Source organism: Paraglaciecola sp. (assembly GCF_039943935.1).
GTDB lineage: Bacteria > Pseudomonadota > Gammaproteobacteria > Enterobacterales > Alteromonadaceae > Paraglaciecola.
On record NZ_JBDUZQ010000024.1, the window covers coordinates 177701 to 194419 of the forward strand.

The window sequence follows — 16719 nt, forward strand, 5'->3', positions numbered from 1 at the left end:
TTAAGGCTTACCAAAAAAGCCTTCGACTCTTAAAGCTAGCCCATAAGAAGCAGAAAAGTGTTCGTCTCGACGCCATACTATAAAGGGCTCCACCTCATAGAATAGCCAGCTTCTTAAGGCATTTTTACGCCAGCGGGTACTCACTAAGTATTCTTCAACTCGATAGTTAGGGCGACTCAAACCTTCAACATAAACTCCCGTAATAAGAGCATTATGTTCACTAAACTGAGTTAGTTTTTGCAAGCTATGCAACCAACGCCAATCATTGCTACTATCTCTGTAGTAATAATGATTGTTAAATCTGAACATAGACTTTTCGGTTGCTTTATAAGCATACTGCCAAGCAAAATCAGCGCCTAGACCATCACGGCTATATAAATATGCTGATGTTTCCCACCGCAAACTTGCTTTATCAGAGATTGGCACTGAGTTTCGAAACGTGCTTTTTGCAAAAACCTGTAGCCTGCGACCTATACCAATTCGGTAGGCTAAACCACTACCTGGGGTTCGCTGCCAACGCAAAGCTAAGCTAACTCGATGTCGTTCTCGAATGTTATTGTTTACGTCACTTAACAGGTTATCGTCTGGGGACTCATCGTCATAGTCAGACAGAACAACATCTACACGATTTTTGAGATTGGGTAATTTAACTCTTAATTTAAACCTTGCTTTCACCTCACTAAAATCTCGGCTTCTGGGTTCCCAGCCAAGTCTAATTCGCGTCTCTCCATTAGCTTTCTCTTTAGTATCAAAACCTTCTAAAGCGAAAAAGTCATCAAACCATAAAACGCTTTCGTTAACCGAAGACGTTATGCTTTGATGCATAGTATCTAACCAAGGGTAAGGTTCAACCTGCTCCTCAGCGCAAACACCATGGCCAACTAAGGCAAAAATGAAAACAATGACAGTATTTTTAATCACACCTTCTCTCAATACAAAATTTACACTATGTGACTGAAAGGTTAATAATCAGTGTACTCATATATTGCCTAAATGACCAAACAAGCATTTTGTGCTATCAAATCCAGTGACCTTTTCATTTAGCTACGTATAATAGAGAGAGATAAGTCTTAAGGAGTCAATTTATGTTTGGTATTAGCCCAATACAGTTAGTGATTATATTAGTAATTGTGGTGTTATTGTTTGGTACAAAAAAATTACGCGGAATGGGTGGTGATTTAGGTGGCGCGCTTAAAGGCTTTAAAAAAGCTATGAGCGATGACGACAAAGATAAAGAAAAAGACGCTGACTTTGCTGCTAACGAAAAAGTAGAAAACAAAGCCAACGAATCAGCTGACAACACTGTACAACAAACAAAAAGTGAACAAAAAGAGCACAATTAATGTTTGATATTGGCTTTTTTGAAATACTCTTCATAGCAGTTATTGCCTTATTGGTATTGGGCCCCGAAAGGCTTCCCGGTGCCATTCGCTCTACTCTAAAAACAGTGCGTAGCATCAAAGGTATGGCTAATGGGTTTCGTCAAGAAGTTGAACAACAGTTTAAAATTCATGAACTTCACGAAAACTTAAAAAAAGCTGAAGAGCAAAGCCTAGAAAACCTATCTCCGGAGTTACAAAAGTCTGTAGACGAACTACGTGACGCCGCAAAATCCGTACAAAAACCCTATTCTAAAGAGTAATAAGAATGGCCGACCAGAATAGCTTGGTTACTCACCTAATTGAGCTTAGAAGCCGCGTTTTAAAGGCTTTTTTAAGTGTGTTCTTTGTTTTTCTATGCTTAGTATATTTCGCACAAGACTTATATTTATGGATTGCCACCCCTTTACAAGAAGCTTTGCCCGACAATGCACAAATGATTGCAACAGATGTTGCTTCTTCGTTTTTCGCACCATTTAAGCTCACTATGGTGTTGTCCTTTTTTATTGCCATACCTATGGTGCTATATCAAATTTGGGGGTTTATCGCGCCCGGGTTATATAAAAATGAAAAACGGTTAATTGCGCCTTTGCTATTTTCGAGCACTTTATTATTTTATTTAGGGATGGCCTTTGCCTACTACGTTGTTTTTCCTCTAGCGTTTGCTTTTTTTACTAGTGTAATTCCTGAAGGTATAGTCAATAACACTGACATAAGCAGCTATTTAAATTTTGTTTTGAAGATATTTTTTGCATTTGGACTATCTTTTGAGATCCCCATAGCCATTGTTTTAATGTGCTGGACAGGAATGACAACACCCGACTCCCTTAGAGAAAAACGCCCTTATGTGATTGTTGGTGTGTTTGTGCTTGGTATGCTACTCACGCCACCAGATATAATCTCACAAACACTCCTCGCTATTCCAATGTGGATATTATTTGAATGCGGCGTGATTGTAGGCAGTATTTATACGCGTAAAAAGAAAGAAGACTCGCCTGAGGAACAAATATGAAAGTGCTAATATCAACTGGCGCACTTAATTCCTTTTTCTTGGGTAAGCCAAACAAAAATAGGCGTATTAGAGTAAAACGAGTTAAATGACCTATGAGCTGGATTGATATTGGAGTCAACTTAGCCGATTCAAGATTAGATGCAGAGCCAGTGATACAACGGGCAATTAATGCGGGAATTGAAAAGTTAATTATCACAGGGACGAGTGTTCAGGCTAGTTCTGACGCGTTATTACTTGCGAGCAAACAACCAAATACGTTGTATACAACAGCAGGTGTTCACCCTCACCATGCCAAAGACTTTACCCATAAAGCGCGTACCATCTTAAAAAAGTTAGCCAAGGAAAAGCACGTTGTGGCAATAGGGGAATGCGGTTTAGATTTTAATCGTAACTTTTCATCCCCCACACAGCAGCTCCATGCATTTGAACAACAATTGCAGCTAGCTAGTGAATTAGGATTACCTGTTTTTTTGCATGAAAGAGACGCTTTTGAGGCACAAATAAAACTTTTGAAGCAATACCGCCACATGTTAGTAGGCGGTGTTGCTCATTGTTTCACTGGCAACCTTGCTCAAATGAATCAATATCTAGATTTAGGTCTATACATTGGCGTTACTGGTTGGGTATGTGACACTAAGCGAGGTCAGACTCTGAGAGAAGCTGTACCTTTTCTACCTTTAGAAAATCTATTGTTGGAAACAGACGCACCTTATTTACGCCCTAAAGGCTTACCGAATAATCGTAAACTAGATAAGGGTAATAACGAACCTGCCTATTTACCTTTCATTGCTGCAGAGTTAGCTAGTCTAATGAATATTGATAAAGTAAAGCTACAGCAGACCAGCTACAACAATACTCATAATTTGTTCACTAAAATAAAGTTAGGGTGTAAAAATGAGCATTAACCCATTCGCATTTTCTATTTCTAGAAATGCAGCTCTAGCACTAACACTTGCTTGTTGTTTATTAATATTCATTATCACAAATCACTTTATTAGTGATCATACAAAGGCCTCTGCGCAAGTTAATAACTATTCATATTTGGTAGATCCTACACAGAAGAAAAGCATCACTCACTTACTCAATTTAGAAAGCCAAGACTGGCGATCAAATACCTCAGATATATACTCGCCAAGTGCCTCCACAGATGTGCATTGGTTAAAATTTACAGCGCCTAAACTAAGCCCATTAAAAAATTGGTTGTTAGAAATAGATAATCCTTTATTAAATGAAGTTAATGTATGGTTTGTGCAAAATAATATTGTCATTAGCCAATATAGCGCCGGTGACGCTAAACCTTTTTATACACGACCTATACTCCAAGAGAACTTTGTATTTACAGTCCCACTCCATAACCAACCAATAGACATTTACATTAGGGCATCTTCAACTGTGTCAATGAGGCTGCCAATATACCTATGGCCTCAAGAGCTCTATTTAAGTAATGAAACCACTCACTCAATTACCATGGGTATTTTTATTGGTTTGATGGTGACTATGGGGCTCTGTAGTCTATTTTCTTTTATCGCCACAAGAGCTGTTTCGTTTTTAGTTTACAGTGGCTATGTAGTGAGCTTAGTACTCACCATTACCACCTTACATGGCTTTGCCTTTCGGTATATTTGGCCAAACGCAGTTTTCTTTCAACAACATGCAGCCGTGTTTTTCGCTTCATGTTTGTTATGCTTCTCTACAATTTTTTGTGACCAACTACTTGATGTAAAATCCTATAATTTACACTTAAGTAAACTACTAAAAATTTTAGCTTCGATATTTTTACTTGGGGCAGGCCTTAGCTTTCTAATGCCTCAACCGATTTATATCAGCGCTCTTCTATTTATGACCTTGTTAAATGGCCTGATTACATTTTTGACAGGGATTTTGTTGTGGAGAAAAGGCTCTGCTATTGCTCACTATTATACCCTTGCATGGACAATGCTATATGTTTTAGGGGTATCAATTAGTCTAGATAGCTTAAACATATTTAAGTTCAGCGTGTCACCAGAGCATTATTTAATGCTAGGTGCGACCTTAGAAACTATATTTTTAGCGCTTATTTTAATTTTCAGTTATTACAAGCAAAAACAGACAGAGCTTAGTGAACAAGCCCGCCTGTTAGATATAGAACGGCAAAATAGGAGCACCGAACAGGCAGTAATCGAACAGCAAAAAACGGCTACAGAAGAGTTAGAATACAAAGTACAAGAGCGCACTTTAGAGTTAGAAATCACTTTACGAGAGCTGTCGGAAAAAAATCAAGAGCTAGAGAAAAAGAACACGCTAGACGCATTGACTGGAATACGGAATCGTAGTTATTTTGATAAAAAATACCAAGCAGAGCTACGAAGAAGTAAACGAGAACAAACTAAACTATCGATAGTCATGTTAGATATAGACCACTTTAAAAGTGTTAATGATATTCATGGACACTTAATGGGTGACGAATGCATTAAAGTAGTAGCCAATATTTTGAAACAATCCCTCAAAAGACCTAGTGATACAGTGTGTCGATATGGTGGTGAAGAATTTGCAATGATATTACCCAGTACAGATTTAGAAGGGGCGTTAGCTCTAGTTGAAAAAATACGTAAAGAGATATTTAATACCGATATTATATTAAATAATGACGTCGTAAAGGTAACAGTTAGTGCCGGTGTCGGTAGTGCGACAGCAGATTTTACTGTGAATGAAAAAAGCATTCTAGCAGTGGCTGATCAACAGTTATACAAGGCAAAAAATGCTGGCCGCAATCAAACTCTTGGCTGCTATTTATCTTAGCCAATATATATAGGTATACACATGTTTGAACAATTTCCTCAAAACCGTTTACGTCGAGTACGTAAGCAAGCATCTATTCGCAGTTTAGTAGCAGAAAATCAACTTTCAACTAATGACTTAATTTATCCGATGTTTGTATTGGAGGGCAAAAATCAAAAGCAAACCGTGCCTTCTATGCCAGGTGTAGAGCGGATGTCTATTGACCTTTTGGTAAAAGAAGCTCACGAGCTCCTTGACCTTGGCATTCAAGGAATTGCTTTATTTCCAGTGACGCCTCCTGAAGCTAAATCCCTTTGTGCCAGTGAAGCATTCAACTCAGAAGGCTTAGCTCAAAGAGCGGTCCGAGCATTGAAAGAAAGTGTACCAGGTATTGCTGTTATCACTGATGTCGCATTAGATCCTTTCACTTCTCATGGACAAGATGGCCTAATTGACGATACTGGCTATGTTCTTAATGATGAAACAATTGAAGTACTAGTTAAACAAGCCTTATCACACGCTGAAGCTGGTGCCGATATAGTCGCCCCGTCAGATATGATGGATGGACGTATTGGCGAAATTCGTAAAGCACTCGAAAAGCATGGGTTTATTCATACCTGTATTATGGCTTACTCGGCTAAGTATGCATCTAGCTATTATGGGCCATTTAGAGATGCAGTTGGCTCGGCAAGCAACATAAAAGGGGGAGATAAAAAAAGCTACCAAATGGATCCTGCGAATTCCGATGAGGCATTAAGAGAAATAGCCTTAGATATCCATGAAGGAGCCGACATGGTCATGGTAAAACCAGGCATGCCTTATTTAGACATAGTTAGACGCTGTAAACATGAGCTAAATGTGCCGACCTTTGCATATCAAGTTAGCGGTGAATATGCGATGCACAAAGCTGCATTTGCTAATGGTTGGCTCAATGAAGAACAAGTAATTCTTGAATCTTTATTGGCATTTAAACGAGCGGGCGCTGATGGGATTTTGACTTATTTTGCCAAGCAAGCCGCACAAATTCTAAAAAGCTAGTTATTGAAGCGAGAGAGCAATTCAATGCCACAGGATTTGTCAGTCTAAAGTTTACGAAAGCTCCTTAGTGTTATCAGTTTTTATTGCTCCAAAAGAGCAATAAAATCATATTTAGGCATTGGACGATGAAAATAATACCCTTGATATGCTGTAATATTCTTGGTTGCCAAGTACTCGAACTCATTACAATTTTCCACACCTTCAACAATACACTCCAAAGAAAAATGTTCGCAAATATCAATAATTGAATCGACGATTACGTGGTTTCTATTGGTTTTCTCAATATCTGTAATAAAGCTCTTATCTATCTTGATAGTTTGCAATGGCAATTGATGTAAATAAGATAAGGAAGAGTAGCCACTACCAAAGTCATCAAGCATAGTAACCACACCGTTGTCTTTCAAGTATCTCATTTTTTGAATAGTTAAATCGATATTGTCGATAACTACGCCTTCAGTAACTTCAACTCTAATTTGACGACTATTTATACCGTATTTATTGAGTGTACCCAGTAAATCATTGGCAAAATTATGATGAATAAACTGGCGAGGACTAACATTAACGCTAATATATTTGAGGGCTTCATTTGACGCTATAGAGCTCAATATTTGACAAACTTGCTCCAAAACCCAAGCTCCGATGTCTAATATTAAACCAGATTCTTCAGCAATAGGAATAAACTCATCAGGGCCTACCCGCCCTAAACTTTGATTAGACCACCGTAACAAGGCCTCTGCGCCAAGTACTTTTCCATCTACGGCCACTAGTGGCTGATAGTAAACTTCAAACTCATTATTAAAAATGGCAGTTTGTAAGCAATTCTCAATTTGAGCCTTTCTCTGAGAGTAAGATTGAAGCTCTTTATTGTAAAAGTTATAGCCATTGCGATTGGCCTGTTTAACAGAATTCATTGCTAAATCTGCATTTTTCACAATGACATCAGCTTGTTGGCGCATGCTTAGTGAACTATCAACATCTAAAGGAAATAAATTAACACCTGTACTATTGGAAATACTAAATACGTTATCACCCACTTTAATCGGGGCAGATATGAGCTTGCCTAACTTCTTTGCTATTTTTTGAGATTTCTCAAATGCAATGGATTCATCTAGAGAAAGGTCCACGACTAAAAGTGCAAATTCATCTCCCCCTATTCTTGCTAAGGTATCGCCTGGGCGCATGCACTCTTGTAAACGTTGACCAAGTATATTTATGACTTCATCACCCACCTCGTGCCCTAATGTATTATTAATGACTTTAAACCTGTCTAAATCAAAAATAAAAATCGCACCAATTTCTTTGCTATTAATACTGCTAGATAAAGCACTTAGAAGACTCAAGTTAAATTTTTTGCGATTAGCAAGGCCAGACTGAGGGTCAATCATAGACTGTTCAATCAGCTGAGTTTCAGCTAGTTTTCGAGCCTCAACTTCCTTAATTAAATTTTGATGCTCCTGACATGCCTGACAACTAGCAGAAAGTTTAACGAGTAAGGGTTTTAACGCAGCAAGAATCATTTCATCAAGTGGCGTAGATTCCCTTTCTAAAATAAGCACTCCAAATTGTGGAACAGTGAGAAAGTAACTATGTCGTGATTGCTTTCCAATGTAGTAATGATCACCTGCTAATCGGTAATAAAATGATTTAGCTTCACTTATTAACCACTTACCATGTGCAGCATCCACTTGAGGGAAGCAATAAGAAGTGCCTTCTGTATGACCTTGTGGATCGTCAGTCAATTCACACTGATTGAAATCCACCAACATAACCATACTTAAACTTAAGCGTTGTAGCGTTCGCTGCATAAAGCTACTCAGCATGTTTTCCAATCGCTGATCTAAGCCGATATTCATCACCAACTCGTACTGGATGGATATAATTTGTAATGCTCGGTCAGCAGAATACATAAATATTAATCTAACTCTTTAGTTAAAATAGGAAATGTTTTAGTTGTGGCCGTGATAGCTGTTTTATTGTGAAAATGAATAGCTCCTGATTCTCCTGATGCTACCTCTCCTAATACTAAGGCCCCTATCAATTCAGAGTTACCCATAGCAGATGCAATGCCTTGTAGTTCACTTTCGAATTCATTCTCGAGAAACAATTGCCGGCTAACACAGTTAAACAATAAGCCTTGGCCATTGAAATTTGTTGTAATTGAACTTTCCACTGAATCTACGGCAGCCTTAACCAAATTGCTATTTTGTCCTTTCAAAATATATAGCATAGTATTTTCTGGTACTTTTCCTACACAAAGCAGACTAGTTTGCTCCACACTGACAGGATCTCGCACTAGGATATCATCATCTAAACGTTGAATACCGAAGGGATAAATTTTAGCCAACTCGAAAAAGTCATGCTCAGCAAAGAGCTTATTTTCAAAGTCTTTTATCACATTTTCATATACCTCTAAAGCAGGCTGAAAATTCAACTGAATGATTTTATTATCATCAACTTCATTAGCCAGAAAAGGCCCTTGTAACACCTCCCAACCATGACCAACAGCTAAATCCCAAGGAATTTGCATAAAGGCAACAAGCATCGCATCAGTTAAGAGCCCTTGGTTAGAAAATAAGCAGGGGTTTTGCTCAAAACTTAACGATCCTGCACCACCACCAAATACTTTTAATTTTTTTCCATAATGCTCAAATATTAAATTTAACGCAAAATCTATATTTCTAGATAGCCCATCTATCAAAACTATAGCTGATTCGCTATTAGGCAACTCGTTAGTTAAGTCGAATGTGCTTGTAGGGGCATTTTTTAAATTCTCAAACACTTTTACTTCAACGGGGGTCATAATAGGTAAAACTATGATTCCTTTTTCGAACACCTTACCTTCTAATATGATAGCCGGAAATACTCCACCAAAAACAGGAACCTGCAAAGACGTTAAAATAGGATCTAGAAAAGTATGATTTTTTAGGCTTTCATCACAGCAAAATATCAATAGAGCATGTGGACTATTAGATAGAGCGGCACTAAGTAATGACTGTAGCGATTCGCCTGAGACTATTGCTGAATATTGATATTGGCCAAATAGACAACCCATATATTTTCCACTTTATTAAACAAGACTGCTACCAAAATACAAATGTATAAAAATCATATTGTTACGAAAAAGAACAAGATACTAAACTTAGTACAAAAAATGAAGAAAATGCAGCGTCTTTAATTTTGAACACAATTCCGCCCTAATTTTTTACCTTTGTATAGCGCGTTATCAGCTCTTTTAAACAAAACCTCGAATGTATCATGTAATTGAAGTTCAGCTAAACCACCAGTAATAGTGACAGGTATATTAAGCTCGCCTTGATTTATTTGCATGTTTTCAATTGCTACTCTTAACTTCTCGGCCATAACCATAGCTTCCGATAAGTTAGTGTCGGGTAAATATACCAAAAACTCCTCCCCTCCCCATCTAGCTAATTTATCTTGTATTCTAATATTTCCTTTTAGTATTGTCGCTCCATTAATCAATACGGAGTCACCTAGATCATGACCATAAGTATCGTTAATATACTTAAAATTATCAAAGTCGTATAAAACTATGCAAAAAGGTTCAAATTTTTGCTTCAAATTATCAAAAGCGCCTTGCAAATAAGGGTGTAAGCCATGTCTATTTAACAAACCTGTCAACTTATCTGAGCGAGCGAGCTTATCCAATTCAAAATTAACCTGTTCCAGTTGTTTAGTACGTATTTCAACTTTGTTTTCTAATTCAGCCCCCAGAAGCTGTAACTCCTTATTGCTTTGCTGAAGTTGCTCAGACAAAGCTTCATTGTTGCTAATGACTTTGTTAAAGCGCTGATTTATTACGTAACTCTGGCAAATAATGAACCCAACAATACCTATGTTAAAAAATGGTCCTGTATCTAGAACATTATTAGCGTACAAAATGTCGTTAATAGCAAATAGACCTAATATAGCAGCACTAAAAGCCATCATTTTAGCCGTAGGTTGCTTTGAAGCGTTTGCGAGCAGTATGTTTGCAAATATGTATAACATCACAAATAAAGTAATTATCTGATAACTCATTAATGAATAGCCAATAAACCTTGCGGGGCTAAATAATATAAATAACGAGAAGCTAATTCCGATAAAATAAAAAAACCTAGAGATATTAATTTTGAAAACTGTAGGAAAGCACAAGTGCATAAAATACAACACATTAAGAACACCAAGATAAAACGTAAGATAATTGAGCTTTAGAGCTACAGAATAGCTAACGGAAAAGAATGCTAAAACAAAATGCATGTGTTCAGCAGTAAACTCTCTCAATAAGAAGATTAAGCATAAACAAACAAATGCTAAGGGAACTTTTTCATCTGGCCTAAAATAATACTGAATCAGGTAAAACGCAGTAGTCACTACTAACGCACCAATTATAAACAGACTTAACGCCACTAAATCTCGCTGAATTGAGTAAATGCTGTCAGTATTTCCAAGTACTATTGGTGACCATAACCCTCCCCAAGCAGAGTGATAGTTAGAGACTTGAATCGTCAGAGAGAAGCTCTCTGTGCTTTTAGGAATGATAATTGTCGTTGGCTTAAACTCTGGAACCCCACTGCCCATAGTTGTTGCAACCACACCGGCACTAGCAACTAACTTATCATCTAAAAATAACTTATAAGCAGTTTCGATTTTAGGAATTTGCAGAGCTAAATTTAAATCTGTATCTGGCAAGTTAACTCTAAGGTGATAAGTACCGTACCCAAGCACAGAGTCTCTGGACGAGTCACCTAATGACCAACCGCCTTCCCCTTGAATAAACGTAGCATCACTAAGGTGATTTTGAAGATTTTGGGGCTCTATAAAATGACGTTCAAAAAAAGTCCACTCACCCGATAAAGAAGCCATTTTATTAGTTGTAAAATAATCACCCTGGAATGTTACTTCCCCCCCCTTAGCTGAAACATGGCTAGGCTTAAGTGCTACGCCGAAGTGAAAAATAAGTGTGGAAAAAAGAACGATAGTCATTAAAAATAAAATAACCGATAACACTTTGGATGGTAGTGTCTTTACTTCTAACCTCTGAGCAGTCATAAACGCTAAAAATCCCTATGTAGCGGGGCAAATAATGCCAAATCTATAAAATTACATAAAGAAAGTTAAGCCTTCTATATATACTATCACCGGCATTCTAATACCCAACCGACTTTATGCTGCTGCCATTTTTCATTGGCTAACTCAGCATCAATCAAAGGGTGAGACTTCAGCCAGCCTAAAGGAAATGTTAACACCCACTTTTCATCTGAAACCTGAAGATCATATTTAGCAAGAATTTTGTCTCTTCTACGAATTGATAATATACAAGCCAACCTCAAAACCCGTAGTAAAATCAATAAGGCATGACGTACGTCAGGGTGATAGGCATCAAACAAGCTCAGATTAATATCTTGCCTATGATTTTGAACTAAAGTTTTAATACCTAATTGCTGTTGTTTTGTGTAACCAACCATAGGTAAGTAGCTGAGAATGTAAGCGCCATGTAGATGGTGTTGCTTGTATTCAATGTGCAGCCCGGTTTCATGCAACATTGCCGCTGCAATCAAAATGGCTTCGGAGTCTAAATTTCCAAAGTCTACTTGGCGTTGTACTTGCCTAAAAAGATTTAAAGATAAGTTTTTCACTCTGTTTGCATGACTAGCTTCAATATGAAAACGAGAAATATTTTGCTGTAGCGTTTGTAGTCTTCGATCATTTTGCTGCATGTTATCAAGCATGCCATAAATAAGACCTTCTCGAAGAGCTCCACCAGAAATTTGCATCTCTTGAATATCTAGCTCTTCAAACAGAGCAATCAAAATTGCCAAACCACTGGGGAAAATAGCTCTTCTAGATTCGGTTAACCCTTCTATACTCAACAAATCAATAGAAATACAATCGATACACTGTTGTTTAAGGTTGTATAGATAGTCTAAACGAATGGAATCACTGATCCCTTGTGTCACTAAAATTTCAGTAATCGCTTGTGGAGTACCCGACGCCCCTAGACACTGTAGCCAATCAAAATGAATAAAGTCATTAACAACAGGCTTGAGCTCTAATTTGGCGGCACCGATAGCTTGCTCAAAATTTGCAGTTGTAATCCCACCGTCAGAAAAATAACGCTCTTTAAACGTAACGCAACCAATATTGAGACTCTCAAGGTGAATAGGAGTCATATCATTCCCAACTATAACTTCTGTACTCGCACCGCCAATATCAATAACTAAAGTATTTCCTTGGTTGGCTGAGGTATAAGCAACACCTAAATAAATCTGCCTTGCCTCTTCTTTACCATCTATAACGTCTAGCCTGTGATGCAGAATTTCTTGCGCTTTTTTTATAAACACATCAGCATTAGTTGCTAGCCGTAAGGTTGCTGTGCCGACAATTTTTATATTAGCCAGAGGGATATCTTGCAGGCGCTCAGCAAACATTTCTAAGCACTTCCACCCTCGTTTCAAACTATCCTGGTCAAGCTGCATGTTGTCATCTAAACCCGCAGCCAGCCTTACTTTTTGTTTTACTTTACCAATGATCTGCACACTTCCAGCCGATACGCGCACAATCACCATATGAAAACTGTTTGAGCCTAAATCTACGGCTGCATATAACTGTTCTGGTTGTGTAAAAGGCGCAATGGCTTCGGTGTTGTTACTCATCTAGGCTTCTTATTTTTTGGACCTGAATGTCTTTTGGGGGAGTTTCGACCGCTTTGCATCCGTTTTTTGAAACGAGGTTTGGGGGGTGCAACATCTCTAATCAAATCATTGGGGTTGTATTCTGTGACTGGGATTGAATGTTGCACATATTCTTCAATAGCCGGAAGGTTAAGAGAATACTTTTCACAGGCAAAGCTAATTGAAGTACCACTTTGCCCTGCTCGACCAGTACGACCAATACGATGCACATAATCTTCAGCGTCGTCTGGCAGATCATAATTAAAAACATGACTAACAGATGAAATATGTAACCCTCTAGCAGCAACATCTGTTGCTACTAAAATATCTATATTGCCTGATGTAAAGTTTTCCAATATTTTAAGACGTTTATTTTGAGGAACATCACCACTCAACAAACCAACCCTATGGTCATCGGCTTGCAACCAATCAGACACTCTTTCACAACTATGCTTAGTATTTGCAAAAACAATGGCTTTTTCTGGCCACTCTTCTTCCATTAAAGTTAATAATAGATAGGGTTTGTCTTCATCTGAAGGATAAAACAATTCCTCTTTCACGCGCTCGGCGGTTTTTCTTTCTGGCTCAATCTGAACATGAGTAGGATTATCCATATGCTCGTAGGCTAATTCTTGTACTCGATATGATAAAGTCGCTGAAAATAGCATGCTTAAACGTTTTGTTGGTTTTGGCATTCTGTTGAAAAGATAGCGGATATCTTTAATAAAGCCTAAGTCGAACATTCTGTCGGCCTCATCCAACACGGCCACCTGAATTCCTTCCAAAGAAAAAATATTCTGCTTGTAGTAATCAATAATACGGCCGGTGGTGCCGATAATAATATCTACACCTTCTTGAAGCTTTTCCCGTTGACTTTGGTAACCTTCACCCCCATAAATAAGACCAAGGCTTAAGCCTGTGTGCTGGCTAAGCAATTCTGCGTCATTAAATATTTGCACCGCCAGCTCACGAGTCGGAGCCATAATAATAGCCCTAGGCTGACGTTTTGAATCTTGGGGGTTAGACAGCAGATAATGAAAAGTAGCAACCAAAAAAGCAATGGTTTTACCTGTTCCAGTTTGTGCCTGACCAGCAATATCATTGCCTTCAAGCAGTGGAGGTAAACTCAAAGCCTGAATTGGTGTGCATTGGTTAAAGTTAGCAGCTGAAAGTGCTTTTATAACCTGCGGATTAATCGGCAAGTCTGAAAAATGTGTATCGGTTAAATGTGTTGTTTGCATAGCTTATAGCTTATCATTGCTTGCATTAAAAACTAGTTTCTATATAACAATCATAACCACGCTGCTTTATAAATCAGCGACAGAGAAAAAATTACGGAGAAAAAAATGAGCGACAAAATTATCCAATTATCTGACGATAGTTTCGAGGCCGATGTTATCAATGCTGCGGGTCCTGTTTTAGTTGATTTTTGGGCAGAATGGTGTGGCCCATGTAAAATGATTGCGCCAATTCTGCATGAAATTGCTGACGAATTTGACGGCAAAGTAACAGTTGGCAAGCTGAATGTCGATGAAAATAACGAAACTCCACCTAAATATGGTATCAGAGGCATCCCAACATTATTGCTTTTCAAAGGTGGCAGTGTTGCCGCAACTAAAGTAGGTGCGCTGTCTAAAACTCAACTTTTAGAGTTTTTAAACGACAACATCTAATGTTTGCAAAGATAAGTAATTAGATAGATTTTAAAGCTCAATGTTTATTGAGCTTTTTTCTAACCATTACCTGATATTGATACCAAACAACTAAATTACCGAGTGAATAAGCGACAGAATACAATTTAAAGCGTTATTATTCATACAATTTGCTAGACTAAGTGAAAATTTGGTGCTAACTTTTGAAGTGTTCACAGCTGAACAGACCAATTACTTCGCTCAAATCAGAGACATAAAAAAGTAAAAACCTTTGACTCACTCAACACAATTAGCTTTAAACAAGCTGTTATCATAAAGACCCACCAATATGAATTTAACTGAACTTAAGAACAAAACGATCAGTGAGCTTGTAAAACTAGCAGAAGAAATGAAGCTAGAAAACATGGCTCGTGCTCGTAAACAAGACATTATCTTCTCTATACTTAAATCTCACGCAAAAAGTGGCGAAGATATTTTCGGTAACGGAGTATTAGAGATACTTCAAGACGGCTTTGGATTCTTACGTTCAAATGATTCTTCATATTTGGCAGGACCCGATGATATATATGTATCACCAAGTCAGATAAGACGATTTAATTTACGTACCGGTGATACTATCTCTGGTAAAATTCGACCGCCTAAAGATAGTGAACGTTATTTTGCCTTACTAAAAATTAACGAAGTTAACTTTGACCGTCCAGAAAGTTCTCGTAACAAGATTTTATTTGAAAACCTTACTCCGTTACATGCCAATGAGCGTTTAACAATGGAACGAGGCAATGGCAGTAGTGAAGATATTACCGCCAGGGTACTTGATTTAGCCTCACCTATAGGCCGTGGGCAACGTGGCTTAATCGTTGCGCCGCCCAAAGCGGGCAAAACACTGTTACTGCAAAATATAGCGCAATCTATTGCAGCCAATCACCCAGAATGTTTATTAATGGTATTACTTATTGACGAGCGTCCTGAAGAAGTAACTGAAATGCAACGGTTAGTCAGAGGTGAAGTTGTCGCTTCTACGTTTGATGAGCCTGCTAGTCGTCATGTCCAAGTTGCAGAGATGGTAATTGAAAAAGCTAAACGCTTGGTAGAACACAAAAAAGACGTGGTTATTTTATTAGATTCCATTACTCGCCTAGCTCGTGCTTATAACACAGTAATACCATCTTCAGGAAAGGTATTAACCGGTGGTGTAGATGCCAACGCACTGCATAAACCCAAACGTTTTTTCGGAGCAGCTCGTAATATTGAAGAAGGCGGTAGTTTAACCATTATTGCTACAGCATTAATCGATACTGGTTCAAAAATGGATGAAGTAATCTACGAAGAATTCAAAGGTACCGGTAACATGGAGTTACACCTGAACCGTAAAATTGCGGAGAAACGCGTATTCCCAGCAATTGATTACAACCGTTCAGGTACTCGTCGTGAAGAATTGTTAACTACACAAGACGAATTACAAAAAATGTGGATATTGCGTAAAATCGTACATGAAATGTCTGAAATAGACGCAATGGAATTTTTAATTGGTAAGTTGTCTATGACTAAGACAAACGATGAATTTTTCACGGCAATGCGCAGGCAAAAAAGCTAAACCAACTTTATAAATAATAAGTTATCTAAAATCCGCGCAGGAGACTGTTCGCGGATTTTTAAATAGTGCTATCAGTCACTCCTAAACCACAGATACAAATTTAAGTGAGATGAAAATGTCAAAAGTAGCTATTGTTATGGGTTCTAAATCAGATTGGCCTACTATGCAACAAGCAGCATTAATGCTGGAAAAGCTAGGTGTGGATTACACAGCTAAGGTTGTCTCCGCACACCGCACTCCAAACCTACTTACAGATTTTGCTGAACAAGCATCAGAACAGGGCTTTTCAGTCATCATTGGTGGAGCAGGTGGCGCTGCACATTTACCAGGAATGATAGCAGCACACACCCATTTACCTGTGTTTGGGGTACCTGTACGCTCTAGCCAACTTAATGGTATTGACTCGCTTTTATCCATTGTACAAATGCCAAAAGGAGTAGCTGTTGGTACTTTAGCAATTGGTGAGGCTGGTGCCGCAAATGCAGGTTTGTTAGCGGCGCAAGTCATAGCTCTACAAAACAAAAAAGTAGCTGAAGCAATAAAAGCGTTTAGGTCGGAACAAACTTCGACTGTATTAGCTCAAGAAGAGCTTACTTTACCTGTAGAAAAATAAACC

General features: G+C 38.2%; 15 protein-coding genes. 9 read left to right on the top strand and 6 right to left on the bottom strand.

All coding sequences use genetic code 11. The features are described 5' to 3' along the window. Positions 1 to 921 carry a hypothetical protein gene (locus ABJD71_RS17320; protein WP_348172414.1) on the bottom strand — a complete coding sequence of 307 codons (921 nt, stop codon included), beginning with the start codon at positions 919 to 921 and terminating at the stop codon, positions 1 to 3. Positions 922 to 1085: 164 nt separating this feature from the next. Here ABJD71_RS17320 and tatA point away from each other — a divergent pair, with 164 nt between their 5' ends. The 6 genes from tatA to hemB all read left to right on the top strand — a co-directional run bounded on the left by tatA (position 1086) and on the right by hemB (position 6186). Beyond that, the gene (tatA, locus tag ABJD71_RS17325) at positions 1086 to 1343 is read left to right on the top strand and encodes a twin-arginine translocase TatA/TatE family subunit (protein ID WP_348172417.1); all 258 of its coding nucleotides are present in this window, start codon (positions 1086 to 1088) and stop codon (positions 1341 to 1343) included. Then, the gene (tatB, locus tag ABJD71_RS17330; protein ID WP_348172420.1) at positions 1343 to 1642 is read left to right on the top strand and encodes a Sec-independent protein translocase protein TatB; all 300 of its coding nucleotides are present in this window, start codon (positions 1343 to 1345) and stop codon (positions 1640 to 1642) included. The genes tatA and tatB overlap by 1 nt, the downstream gene beginning before the upstream one ends. Positions 1643 to 1647: 5 nt before the next feature. Then, positions 1648 to 2391: a twin-arginine translocase subunit TatC gene (tatC, locus tag ABJD71_RS17335; protein ID WP_348172423.1), complete on the top strand. Its 744-nt coding sequence runs from the start codon at positions 1648 to 1650 to the stop codon at positions 2389 to 2391. Positions 2392 to 2483: 92 nt separating this feature from the next. Beyond that, positions 2484 to 3296 (top strand): TatD family hydrolase, encoded by an 813-nt coding sequence (locus ABJD71_RS17340; RefSeq protein WP_348172426.1) that lies wholly within the window; start codon positions 2484 to 2486, stop codon positions 3294 to 3296. Next, positions 3286 to 5169 (top strand): diguanylate cyclase, encoded by a 1884-nt coding sequence (locus tag ABJD71_RS17345; protein ID WP_348172428.1) that lies wholly within the window; start codon positions 3286 to 3288, stop codon positions 5167 to 5169. The genes ABJD71_RS17340 and ABJD71_RS17345 overlap by 11 nt, the downstream gene beginning before the upstream one ends. Before the next feature lie 21 nt (positions 5170 to 5190). Further along, entirely contained in the window at positions 5191 to 6186 is a 996-nt protein-coding gene (gene hemB, locus ABJD71_RS17350; RefSeq protein ID WP_348172431.1) for a porphobilinogen synthase, read from the top strand. Positions 6187 to 6266: 80 nt separating this feature from the next. Here the strand turns inward: hemB and ABJD71_RS17355 are convergent, their stop codons facing one another. The 5 genes from ABJD71_RS17355 to rhlB all read right to left on the bottom strand — a co-directional run bounded on the left by ABJD71_RS17355 (position 6267) and on the right by rhlB (position 14098). Next, entirely contained in the window at positions 6267 to 8093 is a 1827-nt protein-coding gene (locus tag ABJD71_RS17355) for a bifunctional diguanylate cyclase/phosphodiesterase (protein ID WP_348172434.1), read from the bottom strand. A 5-nt stretch (positions 8094 to 8098) separates the two neighbouring features. Further along, the gene (locus ABJD71_RS17360) at positions 8099 to 9238 is read right to left on the bottom strand and encodes an FIST C-terminal domain-containing protein (protein WP_348172437.1); all 1140 of its coding nucleotides are present in this window, start codon (positions 9236 to 9238) and stop codon (positions 8099 to 8101) included. A 119-nt stretch (positions 9239 to 9357) separates the two neighbouring features. Further along, on the bottom strand, positions 9358 to 11235 hold the full coding sequence (locus tag ABJD71_RS17365; RefSeq protein ID WP_348172440.1) for a diguanylate cyclase: 1878 nt from the start codon (positions 11233 to 11235) through the stop codon (positions 9358 to 9360). 86 nt (positions 11236 to 11321) lie between these two features. Then, positions 11322 to 12839, bottom strand: a complete 1518-nt coding sequence (locus ABJD71_RS17370) for a guanosine-5'-triphosphate,3'-diphosphate pyrophosphatase (RefSeq protein ID WP_348172443.1) — start codon at positions 12837 to 12839, stop codon at positions 11322 to 11324. Further along, the gene (gene rhlB, locus ABJD71_RS17375) at positions 12836 to 14098 is read right to left on the bottom strand and encodes an ATP-dependent RNA helicase RhlB (RefSeq protein ID WP_348172446.1); all 1263 of its coding nucleotides are present in this window, start codon (positions 14096 to 14098) and stop codon (positions 12836 to 12838) included. The genes ABJD71_RS17370 and rhlB overlap by 4 nt, the downstream gene beginning before the upstream one ends. A 105-nt stretch (positions 14099 to 14203) precedes the next feature. Here rhlB and trxA point away from each other — a divergent pair, with 105 nt between their 5' ends. The 3 genes from trxA (at position 14204) to purE (ending at position 16716) form a co-directional block, all read left to right on the top strand. Next, on the top strand, positions 14204 to 14530 hold the full coding sequence (trxA, locus tag ABJD71_RS17380) for a thioredoxin TrxA (RefSeq protein WP_348172449.1): 327 nt from the start codon (positions 14204 to 14206) through the stop codon (positions 14528 to 14530). A 307-nt stretch (positions 14531 to 14837) separates the two neighbouring features. Further along, entirely contained in the window at positions 14838 to 16103 is a 1266-nt protein-coding gene (rho, locus tag ABJD71_RS17385; RefSeq protein WP_348172452.1) for a transcription termination factor Rho, read from the top strand. A 115-nt stretch (positions 16104 to 16218) separates the two neighbouring features. Beyond that, entirely contained in the window at positions 16219 to 16716 is a 498-nt protein-coding gene (gene purE / locus ABJD71_RS17390) for a 5-(carboxyamino)imidazole ribonucleotide mutase (protein WP_348172455.1), read from the top strand. Positions 16717 to 16719 lie beyond the last annotated feature (3 nt).